This is a genomic window from Streptomyces reniochalinae (assembly GCF_003323735.1).
Lineage (GTDB): Bacteria > Actinomycetota > Actinomycetes > Streptomycetales > Streptomycetaceae > Streptomyces > Streptomyces reniochalinae.
In genome coordinates this window covers 140659-158223 of sequence record NZ_QOIM01000037.1, presented here as the reverse complement: position 1 = coordinate 158223, position 17565 = coordinate 140659, and the positions used below count along the sequence as shown (strand labels likewise).

The following is a 17565-nucleotide window of genomic DNA, read 5'->3' as shown; positions in this document are numbered from 1 at the left end:
GACAGACAGGGGCGCTGAGCCGTGCAACTGACCGACGTCTGGTTCGTCGTCATCGCGATCCTGTGGATCGGCTACTTCTTCCTGGAGGGCTTCGACTTCGGGGTCGGCATCCTCACCAGGCTGCTCGCCCGTGACCGGGCCGAGCGGCGCGTACTGATCAACACCATCGGGCCGGTCTGGGACGGGAACGAGGTGTGGCTGCTCAGCGCGGGCGGCGCCACCTTCGCCGCGTTCCCCGAGTGGTACGCCACCCTCTTCTCCGGCTTCTACCTGCCGTTCCTGCTGATCCTCGTCTGCCTGATCGTGCGCGGGGTCGCCTTCGAGTACCGCGCCAAGCGCGAGGAGGAGCGCTGGCAGCGCAACTGGGAGCACGCGATCTTCTTCACGTCGCTGCTCACCGCGTTCCTGTGGGGCCTGGTGTTCGCGAACATCGTCCGCGGCGTGAAGATCGACGCCGACCTGGAGTACGCCGGGAACCTGACGGACCTGTTCTCCCCGTACGCGCTGCTCGGCGGCCTCGTCACCCTGGCGCTGTTCACCTTCCACGGCGCCGTCTTCACCGCGCTCAAGACCCTCGGCGACATCCGCGCCCGGGCCCGGCGCCTGGCCACCGGGCTCGGCGTCGCCACCGCCGTACTGGCGGCCGGGTTTTTGCTGTGGACGCAGGCGGATGGCGGCGGCAGCGCCTCCCTGGTCGCGCTCGTCGTCGCCGTGGCGGCCCTTGTGGCCGCCCTCGCCACCAACCTCGCCGGGCGCGAGGGCTGGTCGTTCGCCTTCTCGGGGCTGACCGTCGTCGCCGCGGTCGCGATGCTCTTCTGCTCCCTCTTCCCCGACGTCATGCCCTCGACGCTGAACCCCGAGTGGAGCCTGACCGTCGACAACGCGTCCTCCACGCCCTACACGCTCAAGATCATGACCTGGTGCGCGGCCTTCGCCACCCCGGTCGTCCTCCTCTACCAGGGCTGGACCTACTGGGTCTTCCGCAAGCGCATCGGCACCCACCACCTCGCCCCCTCCGGCGGACACTGAGGAAGGAAGGGACTTGCCGATGAAGCCCGTCGACCCGCGGCTGCTGCGGTACGCGCGCACCACGCGGCTCTTCCTCCTCGCCTCCGTAGCGCTCGGAGCGGCCGGGGCCTTGCTGGTCGTCGCGCAGGCCGTGCTCATCGCCGACATCGTCGTCGACGCCTACCGGCGCGAGGAGTTCGCCCGCGAGGCGCTGCTGCTGCTCGCCGCCGTCACCCTCGCCCGCGGCCTCGTCTCCTGGCTGACGGAGCTGGCCGCGCACCGCTGCGGTGCCGCGGTCAAATCCCAGCTGCGCGTCCAGCTGCTCCAGCGGGCCACTGCGCTCGGCCCCGGCTACCTCACCGGGCAGCGCACCGGCGAGCTGACCACGCTGGCCACCCGCGGCATCGACGCGCTCGACGACTACTTCGCCCGCTACCTGCCGCAACTGGGCCTCGCCGTCGTCGTCCCCGTCGCCGTCCTGGCCCGCATCGTGACCGCCGACTGGATCTCGGCCGCCATCATCGTCGTCACCCTGCCGCTCATCCCGCTGTTCATGGCGCTCATCGGCTGGGCCACCCAGGCGCGCATGGACCGCCAGTGGAAACTGCTCGCCCGCCTGTCGGGGCACTTCCTCGACGTCGTGGCCGGGCTGCCCACCCTCAAGGTGTTCGGGCGCGCCAAGGCGCAGGCCGACAACATCCGCGCCATCACCGGCGACTACCGCCGCGCCACCCTGCGCACCCTGCGGCTCGCCTTCCTCTCCTCCTTCGCGCTGGAACTCCTGGCGACGATCTCCGTCGCCATCGTCGCCGTCAGCATCGGCACCCGGCTCGTACACGGCGATCTCGACCTGCACACGGGCCTGATGGTGCTCGTCCTCGCCCCCGAGGCGTACCTGCCGCTGCGGCAGGTGGGCACCCACTACCACGCCGCCGCCGAGGGCCTGGCCGCCGCCGAGTCCGTCTTCGACGTGTTGGCAAGGCCCCTGCCGGCGAACGGAACCCGGCGGGTCGACGCGCGCGGCGCCTCCCTCGTCCTGGACGGTGTCGCCGTGCGCTACCCCGGGCGCGCCGGGTACGCGCTGCCGCCCACCGACCTGACCGTGCGCCCCGGTGAGACCGTCGCACTGACCGGACCCTCCGGCGGCGGCAAGACCACGCTGCTGTCCGTCCTCCTCGGCTTCACCCCGCCAGGCGAGGGCCGGGTGACCGCCGGCGGCGTCCCGCTGGCCTCCCTCGATATGGCCGCCTGGCGGCAGCAGATCGCCTGGGTGCCCCAGCACCCCTACCTGTTCGCGGGCACCGTGGCGGACAACGTCCGCCTGGCCAGGCCCGAAGCGGACGCCGCCGCGGTGGCGTCCGCCCTCGCCGACGCGGGGGCGCCGGATCTCGACCCGGCACGCGAACTGGGCGAGGCCGGGGCGGGGCTCTCGGCGGGCCAGTGCCGCCGCGTCGCCCTCGCCCGTGCGTTCCTCGCCGACCGGCCCGTCGTCCTGCTGGACGAGCCGACCGCCGCGCTGGACTCCGCGACGGAGACCGCGGTCCTGGCGGCGGTACGCCGCCTCGCCGAGACCCGCACGGTCCTCCTCGTCACCCACCGCCCCGCCCTCCTCGCCACGGCGGACCGCGTCCTCAACCTCTCCCTCGCCCCCGCGGGTCCCTCCCCCGCCCCGGGCCAGGCCGCCACCGCAGCCTTGGGGCAGGCTGCCGCCAGGGGCGGCAGTGGGGGCACCCGCGGGCCGAGGTCGGGGGAGGGCCAAGGCGACCCGCACCCGCACACCGGCGGCCACCGGCCACACAGCGTGGGCGCCCCCCAAGCGCCGCAGGCGACAGGCAGCGCGGCCACAACCCAGCACCCCCTGACCCGTGTGCGCGAAACCGCCCGCGGACTGGGCGGCACGTTCACCCTGGCGCTCACCTTGGGCGTGCTCGCGCTCGCCAGCGCGGTCGGCCTCATGGCGACCTCCGGCTGGCTGATCTCGCGGGCGGCGCAGCAGCCGCCGATCCTCTACCTGATGGTCGCGGTCACGGCGACGCGCGCGTTCGGCATCGGAAGGGCCGTCTTCCGCTACGCGGAGCGCCTGGTCTCGCACGACGCCGCGCTCCGCGTCCTGGCGGCGCTCCGCGTGAGCGTCTACCGGCGGCTGGAGCGCCTGGCCCCCGCGGGCCTGCGCCACCGCCGCCGCGGTGACCTGCTCACCCGCCTGGTCGCGGACGTGGACGCGTTGCAGGACTACTTCCTGCGCTGGCTGCTGCCCGCGACCGTCGCGGGGACGGTCGGCCTCGCGGCCGTGGCCTTCACCGCGTGGCTCCTTCCCGCCGCGGGCGTGGCGCTGGCCGTGGGTCTGGCGGTGGCGGGTATCGCCGTGCCGGCGCTGACCGCGGTGCGCTCCCGCCGCACCGAGAGCCGTCTCGCTCCGGCGCGCGCGGACCTGGCGACGCGCACGGTGGACCTGTTGAGCGGTACGGCGTCCGGTGAGCTTCCCGTCACGGGCGCCCTCGCGGCCCGGCACCGCGAGGTGGCGGACGCGGACGCGGCTCTCACCCGGATCGCCGCGCGCTCGGCGTCCCGCACGGCGCTGGCGGCGGGACTGAGCACGCTGGCGACGGGGTGGACCGTGACGGCCGCGGCGTGGGCGGGCGCGAGCGCGGCCACGGGCGGCGCGCTGGACGGTCTGCTCCTGGCGACGGTGGTGCTGACGCCGCTGGCCGCGTTCGAGGCGGTCACGCCGCTTCCGCAGGCGGTGCAGTTCCGGCAGCGGGTGCGGCGTTCGGCGCAGCGGGTGCAGGAGGTACTGGACGCGCCGGCGCCCGTGGCGGAACCGGAGCGGCCCGCCGCGCTGCCCGAGGATCCGTTCCCGGTGCGCGTGGAGGGGCTGACCGTCCGCTACCCGGACGCGCCGGACGGGGCGCCTCCTGCGCTCGTCGACGTGGGGCTCACGTTGCCGCGCGGGCGCCGCGTGGCGGTGGTGGGCGTCTCGGGTTCGGGCAAGACGACGCTGGCCAACGCGCTGCTGCGGTTCGTGGACCCGGAAGCGGGCTCGTACACCTTCGGGTCAGGGGCGGTGCCGGCGTACGACGCCGAGACGGACGCCGTCCGCCGCCGGGTCGGGCTCTGCGCCCAGGACGCCCACGTTTTCGACAGCTCGTTGCGCGAGAACCTGCGGCTGGCCCTCCCCCGAGCGGTGGCCGAGGACGCGTCGGCGGCTGACGGGGAACTGCACGCGGCCTTGGCCGCCGCCCGCCTCGACGACTGGGTGGCGACGCTGCCCGACGGCCTCGACACCCTCGTCGGGGAGATGGGCGCCAAGTTGTCCGGCGGCCAGCGGCAGCGCCTGGCTCTGGCGCGCGCGCTGCTGGCCGACTTCCCCCTCCTCGTCCTGGACGAGCCCGCCGAGCATCTCGACCTGCCGACGGCCGACGCGCTGACGGCGGACCTGCTGACGGCGACGGAGGGCCGGACCACGGTGCTGATCACCCACCGCCTCCAGGGGCTCGACCGGGTGGACGAGATCGTCGTCCTCGACCGCGGCCGCGTCGTCGAGCGCGGCTCCTTCGACGGGCTGGCCCGGGCGGAAGGACCGTTCGCGGCCATGCTGCGGCGCGAGGCGGAGGCGGCGGGCGCAGCGCCCGTGGCGGCGGGCTGACACCTCCCGGTTCGCCACCGGGAGGGCGGGCCGGCCGAATCCGGGAGTGCGGCCGGCCGAACCCGGGGTCCGCGCCCAGGGGCGCGGTTCTCAGCCGGCCGAAGGCACCAACCCCCTTCGCGGAGTCTCCGCACCCCGTCTCAGCATCCTCACCGGCGAGGCCACGATCCCCGACCGGCAGCGGGAAGCGAACGGAACCGCCGCCGCAGCACTCGATTTCACCGACTCCCCTGAGGCGTGCTGAATGCCATTCGACGGCCACAAAGCCCCTGTCACATGACCAGAGATGCTCCTGGCTGGGTGGCGGGACTTTCGCCGTTTCAGCCCGCCGCATCAATGGCCGCTGAGATGAGCGAGCGAGCCTCAGAACCGAAGGCGGCAATGTCCTTCAAGTTGCCGAACGCTTTAAGGTACAGCGCAACGTCACTCGGCTGAGTCTCCTTGATGGCTGCCGCCAAGGTTTCCACGTGCACGCGTTGACGATCAAAGACGGTGAACGTTTCCAATGGCCACGCTTGCCGGGGTGCCGTAAAAGGAAGGATGCCCAACGAGACTGACGGCAACGCCATAACGGATAGCAGGTGGCCAAGCTGAGCGGCCATCACTTCGGCGCTGCCAATCCGGTAACGCAATACAGACTCCTCGATCAACACGGCAAACCGGTGGTCGCCTTCCCGGATGACATGCGAGCGGTCCATTCGCGCTTTCACGGCGTCGGTCACGTCGTCGGGTGTCCCGCGAAACTGTGCAATGGAAGTCAGCAAAGCGTTTGCGTAGCCGGGGGTTTGAAAGAAGCCGGGCACGACATTGGAACAGTAGACATGGAATTGACGCGTCTGTGCGTAGAGAGGTACGCCCGACTCCTGTAGACGTTTCAGCCCTGTTCGCTCCAGTCGCTTCCATTGGACGTACATTGAATCCGCTTGGCGATTGGCGGCAATCAAGTCATCAGCTTGTTCCGGTACCTCACAAGCGTCACACCAGGCTCTTATGTCTGCATCGCTTGGTGGGGTCTTAGCATGCTCAATCCGAGATGACTTGCTTTCACTCCACCGGCACCGGGCAGCCAACTCACGCCCTGTGATTCCTGCGTCACGCCTCATGTCCCGCAACCGACTGGCTACGGCCTCCCTGGCTTCTTGGGCTCTGGGCGACGGTGATGACATAAATTGGCTGTCCGGTTCGTACTCAGATGGTGTATGCGTTGTGCGGGATGGCGTGCTGCCAGATGGTCTCGAATGCTGAAGCGCAGAGTTTCAGCGTCTCAGCGTCTGTGCTGATCTCATCTGCGACGTGACTTCCGTCCCCCGCGAAGTGGTGCACACGGAGTAGGTTGCCGTCGAATAGCCAGAAGTCGTTAGCGGGCACCAGGAATCCCGTTGCCTGACTCCTCGGAAGCCATCGGACGTGTTCCCCAGCAGAGATGTTGCCTTGTGTGGCGTCGTGTTCCCATCGGATGTATTCGCTGGCAGGCTCCGACACCACGCGTGCCCGCCGAATGACCACGCCTCGTGCGACAGCGTCCGCAATGGTCTGGTGGAAGGGATGCCACCAGGATTCACGGTTTTTCCAGTCAACGCGTTCCCCGCGTCGCCACGCTTCCAGCCGGGGGTTGGTGCCGTAGTCATCCCGCATTTCAAGGTGAACGGCGGATCCGCGGGTGTCGGCCAGTAGCTCACTGAACGGCGGAACGCTCAACTGCATCGCACGCTTTCCGGATCACCGGCACCATGCGCGCCGGAACCCTGATGACTTCTTCGCTGTCCGGGATCGGCCCGTTGGCCGGAGTGTTCGACTCACAGGCCGTTCGGAGTGCAGGACTGGCTTTCCAGCCCTGCATTACCAACTCTCCCGCCTCTTCGTCGGCCCAGACGGTAGGGCAGTGGTCATGGTCGGTGTCCGGGTCTATCCCGACGAACCGTAGCGCCATGTCAGCCTCATTCCGTGTGCGGTTTGCCTGAACTTGCACGGCCATCCTCCTGCTACAGCCTGGACAGTCAAGACCGCCTGTGACGAATCAGCGTGCAAGTCCGTGCAAGCCAGTGGAACGCCCTGCGTGACCGGTCGTTGACTGCTCATCAGGCAGAAGCGAACCAGGGGGTTGGACGTGAGCGAGCCGAACACCTACCCGAGTGCTCCGGTTGAACTTCCTTTGGGGCTCGACCAGCCGGAGCCCGCGCCGGTCGAAGGCTGTGCGGGCTGCGCTGAACTTGCGAAGGTCCGTGACTGGGCGCGCGCCAGCGGAGACGGGACGACGGTCAGCGACTGCAACGTGTTCATCCGCAGGCACCCGGAGGGGCACCAGTGACCGTCGCCCCGGAAGCACCTCCCCCTGGGCCCGTGCGGTCGAACTGCGGGTGCTGTGCCGGGTGGCGGGAGATCTGGTGTTCCGACTGCTGTGGATTCTTCGGCTGCACCACGTGCCGCAACACGTTCAGGGTCCCGTGCCCCGTGTGCGCGGGCGGGAAGAGAGAGCCACTCCGATGGTGATACGCCTTGCGGGCCGGATCGCGTGGCCGGCGTTCGTGTTCACCTCAGCGGCGCTGTGCGGGCTCATCATCGCGGGCGCGCCGACAGGGAACATGTGATGACGAAGCCGGGCCGGAAGCGTCCGCCGAAGGGCAGCGCGAAGGGCGGGAGCCTTGCCGACAAGGACGACGCTGCCACGCGGAAGCAGGGGCGCGATAAGGCTGACCTACTGGCCAGGATGCGCGCCAAGCTCAGCGCGGAAGCCATCCCTCGTGACCGCTGACGGACAGCCCAGCCGTGAGGGGTACGAGTCGTCCTGTCCGTGCGTTGCCGCCCGCGGCGCCGGCGCGCTGACGCCTGCCGCGGAGCCGGCCGAACACGGGGGCGCTGTTCTCAGTCCGTAGCAGGGAAGCCGTGCGGGGCACTGTCAGGTGGCCCGGCGCCCGGTGCCACCGGGTTTCGTTCCGCGGCGCGTGTAACAGGCGTGTAAGACGGGCGGTCGGCCGTGAACATTTTCCGGCGCGGGCGGATCCAAGTGATCAGTAACGCTCACTCGTGCCGCGCGGCGGCACCGACTGCGAAGGAAGAAACGATGCGCGCCAAGAAGCTCACTCTCGCCGCCCTGGCCCTCGCCGCGGGCCTGTCGATGACCGCCTGCCAGCAGGACGAGGACTCCAACGCGAGCGCCAACGTGGCCGACTCCTCCTCGTCCTCGTCCTCGTCCGGCACCTCCGGCGGCAGCGGCGGCAACAGCGGCGGCGGCGACGGCGGCACGTCCGGGGGCAGCGCCTCGTCCTCCGACAACGACACGGCCGCCACCGACGCCCCGGGCAGCGGCGGCGGGAAGATCACCACCGGCGCCTGCAAGACGGCGAACCTGGACTTCCGCTCCTCGCACGGCATGGGTGAGGGCGACATCGTCGTCACGATGAAGAACACCGGCGGTGACGCCTGCTCGCTCAAGGGCTTCCCCGGTGTGGACCTCAAGTCCCAGGACGCGGGGCGGCCGCTGAACGCCAAGCGGAGCGACCTGGAGTCCCCCATCGTCAACCTCCAGTCCGGTGACGAGACCCGCTTCACCCTGCACTACCCGCCGAACAACACGGGCGGCAGCGGCGTGGACGTGAGCACCATGGTCGTCACTCCGCCCAACGAGACGCACTCCAAGAGCCTGCCGGTCAGCATCAACCTCCCGGTCGAGGAGAGCGCCGACCAGAAGGTCACGGTCGACCCCGTCGGCACCGGCAAGCAGTGAGGACGTGACGACGTGGCGCAGCGGCCTCGTACCGGTTCCTCAGAGCAGGTCTTCGATCACCTTGGCGACACCGTCGTCCTCGTTGGAGGAGGTGGTGTGGGTGGTGCACATGAGGACGTCGGGGTGGGCGTTGGCCATCGCGTAGGAGGTACCGGCCCAGCTGAGCATGGCCAGGTCGTTGGGCATGTCGCCGAAGGCGACGACCTGCTCGGGGGAGATGCCGCGCTCCTGGCAGGCGAGGGCGAGGGTGCTGGCCTTGCTCACGCCGTGCCCGGAGATCTCCAGGAGGGCGCTGGGGCTGGAGCGGGTGAACTCGGCGTGGGCGCCGGCGGCCTTGCTGCCGAGCGCGAGGAACTCGTCGGGGTCCATCGTGGGGTGGTGGGCGAGCAGCTTGACGACGGGCTCGGCGAAGTGGCCCTCGTCGCTGTCGGTGAGCAGTTCCTCGACGGGGGCGTAGGAGGCGCCGGGGTCCCCGGGGAAGTGGGGGTAGTGCGGCTCGTAGTGGATGCCCCGGGTGCGTTCGACGGCGAAGCTGAGGCCGGGGGTGACGGTGCGCAGGGCTTCGACGACGGCGACGGCGTCGGTGCGGGTCAGTTCCCGTACGCGGACGACGCGGCGGCCCGCGTGCAGGTCGACGACGGCGGCGCCGTTGGCGCAGATGGCGAGCCCGTGGCCGTGGACGTGGTCGCTGACGACGCCCATCCACCGGGCGGGGCGTCCGGTGACGAAGAACACCTCGATCCCGGCGGACTCCGCGGCGGCGAGTGCCGCGACGGTGCGGTCCGAGACGGTCTTGTCGTTGCGCAGCAGGGTGCCGTCCAGGTCGGTGGCGATCAGGCGCGGGGCGGGGCGCGCCCCCTCGGACGGGGCGCGCGGGCTTGTCGGTGCGGGGCGTTCAGGCGGATGCGTCACAGGCACCATCTTCGCGCATATGCCTGAACATGCGTGCGAAGCGACGCCCAGATGAGAGCACACCGCACGTGCGGAGAAGCACACCAGGCGCACGAGGGGGCGCGTGGCGGAGCACCGGAGCACAATCGAAGAGAGGGCCCTCACACGCCGGGAGTGCAGCGCTGTGCTTCCGGCCCGGCTCCGAGGGGCCCCGCGCTTCGGGAAGGAGCGGTCGTCATGGCACGTCACTCGCGCTATGTCGCCGACCGTGGCCTGACCACCCGGATGGTCACCACGATGTTCTTCATCGGCCTGCTCTACGTCGTCCTCGTCGGTGTGCTGGTGGTCGCGCTGGGGAACGCCTGGCCTCTCGTGCTGGTGATCGCGGGAGCGCTCTTCGTCGCCCAGTTCTGGTTCAGCGACAAGATCGCCGCGTTCAGCATGGGGGCCCGCGAGGTCACCCCGCAGCAGGCGCCCGCGCTGCACGGTGCCGTCGACCGGTTGTGCGCGCTGGCCGACATGCCCAAGCCACGGGTGGCCATCGCCGACAGTGACGTCCCCAACGCGTTCGCCACGGGACGTAACCAGCAGAACGCGATGGTGTGCGCGACCACGGGGCTGATGCGCCGCCTGGACGCCGACGAACTGGAGGGGGTCCTGTCGCACGAGCTGTCGCACGTCGCGCACCGTGACGTCGCCGTCATGACGATCGCCTCGTTCCTCGGTGTGCTGGCCGGGATCATGACCCGGGTGGCCCTGTGGAGCAACCTCGGCCGCAGCGCCGGCAACAACAACAATCCGGCGGGCCTGCTCCTGCTGGTCGTTCCGCTGGTCAGCGCCCTCGTCTACATCGTCAGCTTCCTGCTGACCCGGCTGCTGTCCCGCTACCGCGAGCTGTCGGCCGACCGCGCCGGCGCCCTGCTCACCGGGCGCCCCTCGACGCTGGCCGCCGCCCTCACCAAGATCAGCGGTGACATGGCGCGCATCCCCACCCGCGACCTGCGCAGGGCCGAGCCGTACAACGCCTTCTTCTTCGTGCCCGCCTTCTCCGGCGAGAGCCTCGCGACGCTGTTCTCCTCGCACCCGTCGCTGGACAAGCGGCTGGAGCAGCTCCGCGGCATCTCGGCGCAGCTGGGACGGTGACGCCGTGGGCCTCCTCGACGCGCTCCTGGGCCGCAGCAAGCCCAAGCGGCCGGACCTCGACCAGCTCTTCGCGCTGCCCTCCGCCGCGCTGACGCTCAAGGCGGCGACCGGGTTCGCGCCGACGGGGATCGGCGCGGTGTGCTTCGCCAGCGTGGAAGGCGCCGCGTTCACGCGCTTGCAGAGCGACGTACGGCAACTGCTGGACGCCGACACCGGGCGCGGCGGCGTTCCCGTCGAGTTCTCCCGCGACTCCTACGGCTACACCTGGCTCACCGCACGCCAGCCGGCCGACGACCTCGCGGCCCTCGTCAACGACCTGCACGCGGTGAACACGCTGCTGGCCGAGGGCGGGTTCGGCCCGCAACTGCTGTGTTCGACCGTCGGCTTCCGGGAAGAGAGCGATCAGGCAGCGGCCCCGCTCCGTTCCCTCGCTCTGATCTACCTCTACAAGCGCGGCACCTTCTACCCGTTCGCCCCCGCGCCCGGTGGCGCGGAGAAGCGGGACAACGCGCTGGAGCTCCAGGTGAGCGGGTTGCTCGGCGACGACCTGCCGGTCGAGGAGGAGCTGGGCCGCTGGTTCCCGGTGTGGGGCGCGCCGGGGCTGTGACGGGGCCCCTGTGCGGGGCGTACCGGGGCTGTGACGGGGCCCCTGTGTGGGGCGTACCGGGGCTGTGACAGGGCCGCTGTCCCGCCGGTCCGCCGGTCCGCCGGTCCTCCGAAGAATGTGACAGGTGTGGCGGCTGTGACGCCGTTGGCGACACTTGCTCGCACTCTTGTGACATGCCTCTGGCAACATCTTGGCCCTGATGAGCTCCGGTCGCCGGGCCGCTGTGTCCCCTTTTTGACGTGCGCGCGGCAACCGCTCATCCGGTAGGTCCGACGGGATCCAACGGGGATCACGGGGAAAGTGAGGAAGACATGCGTACGTGGACTCGCGCCGTGCCGGTCACGGCAGGCGCGCTGGTGCTCGCCCTGGCACTGACCGGGTGTGACGGCGGAGGCAAGAAGGGCCACAAGTCCGGCTCCGACTCGGACCACTCGTCGTCCTCGTCGTCCTCCTCCGGCGGTTCTGGCTCCGCCAAGGAGAAGACCTCCTACCGGCTCGGCCAGACCAGCCCGACGCAGAAGAGCGACGACGACGAGACCAAGGGCGCCACGTTCACGGTCACGCCGACGAAGGTGCAGACCGGCACCAAGGCCGACATGGCCAACTCCGGTCTGGAGAAGGACAAGAAGGACGAGCCCAAGGTCCCCGTCTACGTGTGGTCGACGCTCAACCACAAGAGCGGCAAGCCCATGGAGCTCGGCGACATGGACGACGACCTGGTCGTACGGACCGACCAGGGCCAGCGCACCCGCGCCCTCATCGTCATCATGGGCGAGGCCAAGTGGCCCAACTGCCCGGCCATGGACCGCGACAAGAAGCTCAGCCCGGGCCAGTCGGAGAAGATCTGCACCGCCTTCCTCATCCCCGAGGGCCAGAAGGCGGAGGCCGTCGAGATCAACCGCGGCTACAGCAAGAAGCCGCTGGAGTGGCGCGCCACCAGCTGACACGTTTCACCCGCTGAGGGGCCCCGCGCGGGGCCCCTCAGCCATGAGGAGGGCTGCTGCCTCGGCCCCGTTCCGTTCCGCCCGCGAAGCGGACGTCCGCCGCGAACGGGACGATCTCGACCTCGTCTCCCAGCGCCCACTCCGCCGCCCGCGCCGCCATCGCCGCCGGGACGACCCCGCTGATGTCCGGCGCCGCCGGCACGTCGTACGTGCCGTGCGCGTCGTGCGGCAGCACGACGCGGTAGCCCAGCCGCAGCGCGGTGCGCGCGGTGGCGCTCACGCACATCTCCGACAGCACCCCGCACACGGCGAGCGAGCGCGCCCGTTGCTCGTCCAGGTGGGCGCGCAGGCCGGTCCCCTCGAACCCGTCGTCCGCCTCCTTGCGGACCACGCGCTCACCGGGCTCGGGCCGCACGCACAGCTCCCAGCCGGCCGTTCCTGGCTCGTCGGGGGCGCCCTCCTCGCCGTCATTCTGCACGTGCACGACGGGCGCGCCCACCGCGCGGGCGGCGGCCAGCAGCCGCCGCGTGCCGGACAGGACGCGGGCCGCGTCCGGCACGGCCTCGGCGCCCGTCACGAACGCCGTCTGCATGTCGACGACGAGCAGCGCGTCGACGGGGGCGACCCCCGCCCCCGGCCTTCTCGACTCATCCGACTCATCCCTCATGCAGCCGATTGTGTCCCGGCCCCCGGCTCCTACGATGACCCCCATGTCCCCCAAGGCGAAGACCGCGACGATTTACCACAACACCCGCTGCGGGACCTCCCGCACGGTCCTGGCCCTGCTGGAGGAAGCCGGGTACGAAACCGAGATCGTCGAGTACCTCAAGACCCCGCCCGACGCGGGGACGCTGCGCGCGCTGATCACCGACGCGGGGGTCACCGTGCAGGATGCGGTACGCACGAAGGAGTCCGAGTACGGGGAACTCGGACTCGACCGGCCCGACGTGACCGACGACGAACTGATCGCCGCGATGGCCGCGCACCCTGCGCTCATCCAACGGCCCTTCGTCGTCACGGAGAAGGGCACCCGCCTGGCCCGCCCGGCGGACGTCGCCTCCGAGATCCTGTGACCCCTTCACAGGGGATGATTGTGAAGGGGCCCGCGGCTGGGATGCCTACCGCACGCCGTCGAGCAGTGCGCTCCACGCCTTCGGCGTGACGGTGAGGGTGGGGCCGGTGGCCCCTGCCTTGGAGTCGCGTACGTGGATGACGTGCGGGCAGGTGGCGACCTCCACGCACTGGCCGCCTCCACCGTCGCTGTGTGTGGACTTACGCCAGGACAGGGCGACTTCGAGGCACTGGCCGCCTTCTCCGCTGCTGTAGCTCGACTTGAACCAGCTGAGTTCGCTGCTCACAGTTCCTCCAGACGGCGTCGGATGAGGCATGCGGAGTCCGCAGGCCGCAGGGCGTTCACCTGGATCATGTCAAAGCGCTGCCGCAAGGCGCTGACTGTTTCCTTGTCCGACAGCAGCGTGCCCTGTTCCTGGACCTCGACATACCCCAGCGTGCGCCGCTCGGGAGTCTCCAACAGCGTCAGAGGGCCAATCGCCCCGACTGGTTCCTCGCAGTCGAATGGGAGCACGAGAATATGGATGTGCTTGAGCTGACCGAGCTCCAGTAGCCACTCGAGCTGGGCCTGCATGATCGCTCTGCTGCCTGTGCGGCGGCGCACGACGGCTTCGTCCAGGATGAAGACGAGAGTCGGCGTCGGAACACGGGCGAGCAGCTTCTGGCGTTCGAGCCGCTCAGCGAGCAGCTGCGTCGCTTTGCCCTCGCCGTGGTGAGGTACGCGCGTCTCGAATAGCGCACGCGCGTACGCCTCAGTTTGAAGGAGCCCGTTGACGACGTTCGTGTCGTAGATGCTGAGGCTGAGGGCTTCGGCTTCCAAGCGAAAGAGCTGGTCGAACTTGCGCGGGTACTGCTCTTTCTCCAGGTCCTCGCCCACGCAGGCGAGGACCTGGTGGGCGTTGAGGGCCGCGTCGAGGGCGCAGGCGCTGCGCTGGTCCGGGATGCGTTCGCCGCGTTCGAAGGCGCCGATGGTGGAGGCCGAGAATCCGGCTCTCTTGCCGACGCTCTCGCGGGAGACCTGCCGGTGCTCCCGGAGCGCGCGGAGCTGTTTGCCGAAGCCGGCGACCAGGGGGGACGGTTCGACCGGAGAGAGGTCGGATTCGGACATGTGCGGTCCCGAGGGGCGAGGGGTGAACGCTTGGGTACGTGCCAGATTGACAGGTTCGTTCCGTTCGTGTCGGGGAAACCTCACAACTGCTCTCTGTGAGTGGGTGACTACTTCCCGTGTGGCTCGGGAGGGGTCACCGTATGGGCATGGATGCACAGTCGAGTCCCGAGAGTGCGCTGGCCATCGGGCGCAGGGCGGCCGATGAGCTGGCGGAGGCGCTGGCGATGGCAGGGTGCAAGTTGCCCTCCCTCAGCGGGGGTTTCCCCGTCATGGGGAGGCCGCACGTGGAGCTGGGAGGGGCGTCCGCCGACGCGGTCTTCGCTCTGGCGCGCTGGATCAGGGAGCGGGCGTGAGCGACGAGACGGCTCCCCGGCCGGAGACGCACCGGATGACGCTCCGCGTCTACCGGGTGGCGGCGGATACCGGGCGGCGTACGCCCGTTCGGTCGGTCACCGTGATGGAGAAGGGGCCGTGGCTCGGTCCGCCGGGCGGGTTCAGTCCGGGCGCCTTCCCCCCGTGCGAGTGCCCTGAGCATCGGCGGGAATAGCCGGGACGGGGGCGGGGTGTGCGCCCGGGCCCAGGTGCCGCCGTTCCGCGATCCACGTCGGGCCGTCCGGCCCTGCGGGCCCGTGGAGATGCCGACGAGCCCGCGCGCCGCGCCGTCGTGCCCGTCGACATCGATCAGTCGGCATCGCGGATGCCGGTCGGTCCCTCACGTCTCCGCGCCCGGGCGCGGAGACGGCCCGCTCGCCGTGTCGGTTCCGGGCTCGTCCGGGTTCCCCGCGGCTTTGTCGGGCACGAAGACGAGGCTGAGGAGGTGGCGGGTGCGCCCGTCGCCCGGGGTGGTGTGCGTGCGGCGGGCGACGGCCGCTTCGATCTCGTCGACGAGTGAGGCGAACTCCTCGTCCGTCACCCACACGGCGCCCTGCCGGTAGAGGACGTTCTCCCGCGCGGGTTCGGCGTCCTCGTGCGAGAGGTACCGCTCGAAGTCGCCCATCACGGCCGCGGAGAAGACGGTGAAGGCCCGCCGGTGGTCTTCCGTGCCCATGGCGTCGCGCGTGTCGGGGTCGACGAGGGCCCGGTCCTGGCGGACCCGGTAGCTGCGCTCGACGGTGCCGCGAACGGGCCGCTCGCCGACCACCTCGATGACGCCGGCCTGCGCGAGGGCCGCGACGTGCCGGTACATGGTGGCCGACGCCACGTCGGGCAGCCGGTCGCGCAGTTGCGCCGTGGTCAGTTCGTCGGCGCCGAGCAGGGTTTGCAGGATGCGCATCCGCACGGGGTGCAGGAGCTCGTTCGCGTTTGCCATGTCTCCATGCTCTCATGTTTGATAACGTTCTCGTAGTTGAGAACGGAAACGAGGAGAGGCGGAGCCATGCCCGACACTGCGATGACGGTCACCGCGAACGACGGGACCGACCTGGCGGGATCGCTGACCCTGCCGTCGGGGCCAGGACCGCACCCCGCCGTCCTGCTGCTGCACGGCTCGGGGCCCCTCGACCGCGAAGGCAACTCGAAGAAGCTGAAGACGAACCTCGGCGGGCCGGTGGCCGAAGCGCTCGCGGCAGCGGGCATCGCCACACTGCGCTACGACCGGCGCGGCACCGGCGCCACCCCGGGCGACTGGCGCGCCTGGGGCTTCACCGACAACTGCGACGACGCCATCGCCGCCGCGCGCGCCCTGGCGGCCCACCCCGCGGTCCGCTCGGACGCGGTCGCCGTCATCGGCCACAGCGAAGGGGCGCTGCACGCGATGGCCCTCGCCGCGCGCCGGGAGGTGCGGGCCGCGGTGCTCCTGGCCGGATACGCCCGCACCGGGGAGGAAGCCGTGCGCTGGCAGGCCCGCTCGCTCCTGAGCGGCATGCCCGCACCCGTGCGCCTGCTCCGGCGCCCTCTGGGAGCATTGGGCGAGCGCGCCCTCGCCCGGATACGCCGGACGCGGACTGACGTGGCCCGGATCGCCGGAATGCCGCTCAACGCCCGCTGGATGCGCGAGAACCTCGCCCACGACACCCGTGATGACCTCGCCGCGATCGAGGTTCCCGTGCTGGCCGTCACCGGTGCCAAGGACGTCCAGGTCGACCCCGGAGACCTGGACGAGATGCGCCGCGTCGCCCCGGGCGGCGCCGTCGAGACCCACCGCGTGCCCGACCTCACCCACCTCCTGCGCCGGGACCCGGGCCGCCACACCGTCCGTTCCTACGGCCGCCTGCTGAGCCGCCCGGTCGACCCCGATCTCCTCACCCTCGTCACCGGCTGGCTCACCCCCCGACTGGACGCCCCGGCAGGGCACGAGGAGCCCGCCGACGCCTGCGCGGACCGGCCCTGAGGACAGCGGACCGGCCCTGAGGGCGGCGCGTCCGACGACTCCCCGAGGGCAGCGCGCCCGGCACCGCACGGAAGAACTCGTCACGCTCACACTCACAGAGAAGAACATGTCATGGCTGTGTCATCGATGGCACCGACGTCGAACCCGCTCGCCGGGGCCCCCGCCGGCAGGCACCGCGGCGACCTGGGCCTCTTCGTGGCGCTGGCCTTCGGCCTCAGCTGGGCGTCGTGGGGCGCGGCGATGGGCCTCGGCGGATCCGCGATGACCCCGCCCACCGCGCTGCCCTACCTCTTCGGCGCCTTCGGACCGCTGATCGCCGCTCTGGTGGTCCGCGTACGCCGCCGTCGGCGCGGCGAGCCCGTACCCGAGCACGCGGTGCGCTTCCGGAGCAGGGCACTGGCCTGGCTGCCGCTGTTCCTCGTCGCCACCTCGGCGACGGTGCTGGGCGCCGCCCTGCTGGCGCAGGCGGCGGGCGGGCCGGCGCTGAGCCTGGACGGCGCCCGGGACGTGATGGCGGACGCGGGCGGCCCCGCCGCGTTCCTCGTCAGCATGATCGTCTCGGGACCGCTGTCGGAGGAGCCGGGCTGGCGGGGCACCGCCTACCCGAGGATGCGCGCGTCGATGGGCCGTCTCCAGGTGGGCCTCCTGCTCGGCGTCGTCTGGTCCGTGTGGCACCTGCCGCTGTTCTTCATCGACGGCACCGTCCAAAACGAGCTCGGACTCGCCACCCCGAGCGGCATGCTCTTCGCCGTCAGCGTCGTCCCCATGGCCATGCTGACCGCCTACGCCTACGAGCGGGCTGGCGTCGTCGCCTCGATGGTCACCCACTTCGCCGCGAACACGACGATGATCCTGCTCGACGTCCACACCCCCGTCACGCTCGCCCTTGTCGTCGGCCTCATGGCCGTCGTCGCCGCGTTCCTGCTGACCGTCAGCCGCTCGACGTCCGGACCGGCCCCCTCTGCGGGCCCCGCTCCCGCTCCCGCTCCCGCGTACGCCGAGCCGGGTGCCCCCGCCCCGCGCTGACTCCCCTCCCGCACCACGCCGCGAGCCCGGCGCACCGGTCCCCTCGGACACCGGTGCGCCGGGCTCCT

General features: G+C 70.9%; 19 protein-coding genes. 11 read left to right on the top strand and 8 right to left on the bottom strand.

Features of this window, described 5'->3' with window-relative positions; genetic code table 11:
- Positions 1-21 precede the first annotated feature (21 nt).
- Entirely contained in the window at positions 22-1029 is a 1008-nt protein-coding gene (gene cydB / locus DQ392_RS18555; RefSeq protein WP_114016749.1) for a cytochrome d ubiquinol oxidase subunit II, read from the top strand.
- Between the two features lie 19 nt (positions 1030-1048).
- Positions 1049-4654 carry a thiol reductant ABC exporter subunit CydD gene (gene cydD / locus DQ392_RS18550; RefSeq protein ID WP_114016748.1) on the top strand — a complete coding sequence of 1202 codons (3606 nt, stop codon included), beginning with the start codon at positions 1049-1051 and terminating at the stop codon, positions 4652-4654.
- 320 nt (positions 4655-4974) lie between these two features.
- On the opposite strand, the gene DQ392_RS18540 is transcribed toward cydD, so the two are convergent.
- From DQ392_RS18540 to DQ392_RS18530, 3 genes are read right to left on the bottom strand one after another with little or no spacing between them, the layout of a single operon-like run.
- Positions 4975-5820 carry a helix-turn-helix domain-containing protein gene (locus DQ392_RS18540; protein ID WP_114016746.1) on the bottom strand — a complete coding sequence of 282 codons (846 nt, stop codon included), beginning with the start codon at positions 5818-5820 and terminating at the stop codon, positions 4975-4977.
- Between the two features lie 22 nt (positions 5821-5842).
- Positions 5843-6358: a DUF6879 family protein gene (locus tag DQ392_RS18535; RefSeq protein WP_114016745.1), complete on the bottom strand. Its 516-nt coding sequence runs from the start codon at positions 6356-6358 to the stop codon at positions 5843-5845.
- Positions 6330-6584 (bottom strand): hypothetical protein, encoded by a 255-nt coding sequence (locus DQ392_RS18530; RefSeq protein WP_114016744.1) that lies wholly within the window; start codon positions 6582-6584, stop codon positions 6330-6332. Before DQ392_RS18530 ends, DQ392_RS18535 begins: the two co-directional genes overlap by 29 nt.
- Positions 6585-6761: 177 nt before the next feature.
- Here DQ392_RS18530 and DQ392_RS18525 point away from each other — a divergent pair, with 177 nt between their 5' ends.
- Both DQ392_RS18525 and DQ392_RS18520 read left to right on the top strand, forming a co-directional pair.
- Positions 6762-6962: a hypothetical protein gene (locus DQ392_RS18525; protein WP_114016912.1), complete on the top strand. Its 201-nt coding sequence runs from the start codon at positions 6762-6764 to the stop codon at positions 6960-6962.
- 753 nt (positions 6963-7715) lie between these two features.
- Complete coding sequence (locus tag DQ392_RS18520; protein ID WP_114016743.1) at positions 7716-8378, top strand: DUF4232 domain-containing protein; 663 nt, start codon at positions 7716-7718, stop codon at positions 8376-8378.
- Between the two features lie 39 nt (positions 8379-8417).
- On the opposite strand, the gene DQ392_RS18515 is transcribed toward DQ392_RS18520, so the two are convergent.
- The gene (locus DQ392_RS18515; RefSeq protein ID WP_114016742.1) at positions 8418-9299 is read right to left on the bottom strand and encodes a Cof-type HAD-IIB family hydrolase; all 882 of its coding nucleotides are present in this window, start codon (positions 9297-9299) and stop codon (positions 8418-8420) included.
- Positions 9300-9506: 207 nt separating this feature from the next.
- On the opposite strand from DQ392_RS18515, the gene htpX reads away from it, so the two are divergent.
- From htpX to DQ392_RS18500, 3 genes are all read left to right on the top strand, one after another.
- A complete protein-coding gene (gene htpX, locus DQ392_RS18510) occupies positions 9507-10412 on the top strand; it encodes a zinc metalloprotease HtpX (protein WP_114016741.1) in 906 nt (301 codons plus the stop codon).
- A 4-nt stretch (positions 10413-10416) separates the two neighbouring features.
- Entirely contained in the window at positions 10417-11019 is a 603-nt protein-coding gene (pspAB, locus tag DQ392_RS18505) for a PspA-associated protein PspAB (RefSeq protein ID WP_114016740.1), read from the top strand.
- A 311-nt stretch (positions 11020-11330) separates the two neighbouring features.
- The gene (locus DQ392_RS18500) at positions 11331-11963 is read left to right on the top strand and encodes a hypothetical protein (protein WP_114016739.1); all 633 of its coding nucleotides are present in this window, start codon (positions 11331-11333) and stop codon (positions 11961-11963) included.
- A 37-nt stretch (positions 11964-12000) separates the two neighbouring features.
- Here DQ392_RS18500 and DQ392_RS18495 read toward each other — a convergent pair whose 3' ends face one another.
- A complete protein-coding gene (locus tag DQ392_RS18495) occupies positions 12001-12630 on the bottom strand; it encodes a cysteine hydrolase family protein (RefSeq protein WP_114016738.1) in 630 nt (209 codons plus the stop codon).
- A gap of 43 nt (positions 12631-12673) precedes the next feature.
- Between DQ392_RS18495 and arsC the strand changes: the two genes are divergently transcribed.
- Positions 12674-13036 (top strand): arsenate reductase (glutaredoxin), encoded by a 363-nt coding sequence (arsC, locus tag DQ392_RS18490; protein ID WP_114016737.1) that lies wholly within the window; start codon positions 12674-12676, stop codon positions 13034-13036.
- A 45-nt stretch (positions 13037-13081) separates the two neighbouring features.
- Here arsC and DQ392_RS18485 read toward each other — a convergent pair whose 3' ends face one another.
- Positions 13082-13321: a DUF397 domain-containing protein gene (locus DQ392_RS18485; RefSeq protein WP_114016736.1), complete on the bottom strand. Its 240-nt coding sequence runs from the start codon at positions 13319-13321 to the stop codon at positions 13082-13084.
- Positions 13318-14142: a helix-turn-helix domain-containing protein gene (locus DQ392_RS18480; RefSeq protein WP_114016735.1), complete on the bottom strand. Its 825-nt coding sequence runs from the start codon at positions 14140-14142 to the stop codon at positions 13318-13320. The genes DQ392_RS18485 and DQ392_RS18480 overlap by 4 nt, the downstream gene beginning before the upstream one ends.
- Before the next feature lie 146 nt (positions 14143-14288).
- On the opposite strand from DQ392_RS18480, the gene DQ392_RS18475 reads away from it, so the two are divergent.
- Complete coding sequence (locus DQ392_RS18475) at positions 14289-14495, top strand: hypothetical protein (RefSeq protein WP_114016911.1); 207 nt, start codon at positions 14289-14291, stop codon at positions 14493-14495.
- A 359-nt stretch (positions 14496-14854) separates the two neighbouring features.
- Here DQ392_RS18475 and DQ392_RS18465 read toward each other — a convergent pair whose 3' ends face one another.
- Positions 14855-15451, bottom strand: coding sequence for a helix-turn-helix domain-containing protein (locus DQ392_RS18465; protein ID WP_114016733.1), 597 nt, complete (start codon positions 15449-15451; stop codon positions 14855-14857).
- Between the two features lie 66 nt (positions 15452-15517).
- Here DQ392_RS18465 and DQ392_RS18460 point away from each other — a divergent pair, with 66 nt between their 5' ends.
- Together DQ392_RS18460 and DQ392_RS18455 are read left to right on the top strand one after the other, a co-directional pair.
- Positions 15518-16471 (top strand): alpha/beta hydrolase family protein, encoded by a 954-nt coding sequence (locus DQ392_RS18460; RefSeq protein WP_114016732.1) that lies wholly within the window; start codon positions 15518-15520, stop codon positions 16469-16471.
- A gap of 111 nt (positions 16472-16582) precedes the next feature.
- Positions 16583-17497 carry a CPBP family intramembrane glutamic endopeptidase gene (locus DQ392_RS18455; RefSeq protein ID WP_245981640.1) on the top strand — a complete coding sequence of 305 codons (915 nt, stop codon included), beginning with the start codon at positions 16583-16585 and terminating at the stop codon, positions 17495-17497.
- Positions 17498-17565: the final 68 nt, after the last annotated feature.

Excerpts from the sequence above, each read along its gene's own strand:
- DQ392_RS18515 (WP_114016742.1), bottom strand. The coding sequence starts at position 9,299 with ATGGTGCCTGTGACGCATCCGCCTGAACGCCCCGCACCGACAAGCCCG.
- DQ392_RS18500 (WP_114016739.1), top strand. The coding sequence starts at position 11,331 with ATGCGTACGTGGACTCGCGCCGTGCCGGTCACGGCAGGCGCGCTGGTG.
- DQ392_RS18530 (WP_114016744.1), bottom strand. The coding sequence starts at position 6,584 with ATGGCGCTACGGTTCGTCGGGATAGACCCGGACACCGACCATGACCAC.
- DQ392_RS18520 (WP_114016743.1), top strand. The coding sequence starts at position 7,716 with ATGCGCGCCAAGAAGCTCACTCTCGCCGCCCTGGCCCTCGCCGCGGGC.
- DQ392_RS18475 (WP_114016911.1), top strand. The coding sequence starts at position 14,289 with ATGGATGCACAGTCGAGTCCCGAGAGTGCGCTGGCCATCGGGCGCAGG.
- DQ392_RS18480 (WP_114016735.1), bottom strand. The coding sequence starts at position 14,142 with ATGTCCGAATCCGACCTCTCTCCGGTCGAACCGTCCCCCCTGGTCGCC.
- DQ392_RS18540 (WP_114016746.1), bottom strand. The coding sequence starts at position 5,820 with ATGTCATCACCGTCGCCCAGAGCCCAAGAAGCCAGGGAGGCCGTAGCC.
- DQ392_RS18465 (WP_114016733.1), bottom strand. The coding sequence starts at position 15,451 with ATGGCAAACGCGAACGAGCTCCTGCACCCCGTGCGGATGCGCATCCTG.
- htpX (WP_114016741.1), top strand. The coding sequence starts at position 9,507 with ATGGCACGTCACTCGCGCTATGTCGCCGACCGTGGCCTGACCACCCGG.
- DQ392_RS18495 (WP_114016738.1), bottom strand. The coding sequence starts at position 12,630 with ATGAGGGATGAGTCGGATGAGTCGAGAAGGCCGGGGGCGGGGGTCGCC.
- DQ392_RS18455 (WP_245981640.1), top strand. The coding sequence starts at position 16,583 with ATGGCTGTGTCATCGATGGCACCGACGTCGAACCCGCTCGCCGGGGCC.
- cydD (WP_114016748.1), top strand. The coding sequence starts at position 1,049 with ATGAAGCCCGTCGACCCGCGGCTGCTGCGGTACGCGCGCACCACGCGG.
- DQ392_RS18535 (WP_114016745.1), bottom strand. The coding sequence starts at position 6,358 with ATGCAGTTGAGCGTTCCGCCGTTCAGTGAGCTACTGGCCGACACCCGC.
- arsC (WP_114016737.1), top strand. The coding sequence starts at position 12,674 with ATGTCCCCCAAGGCGAAGACCGCGACGATTTACCACAACACCCGCTGC.
- DQ392_RS18460 (WP_114016732.1), top strand. The coding sequence starts at position 15,518 with ATGCCCGACACTGCGATGACGGTCACCGCGAACGACGGGACCGACCTG.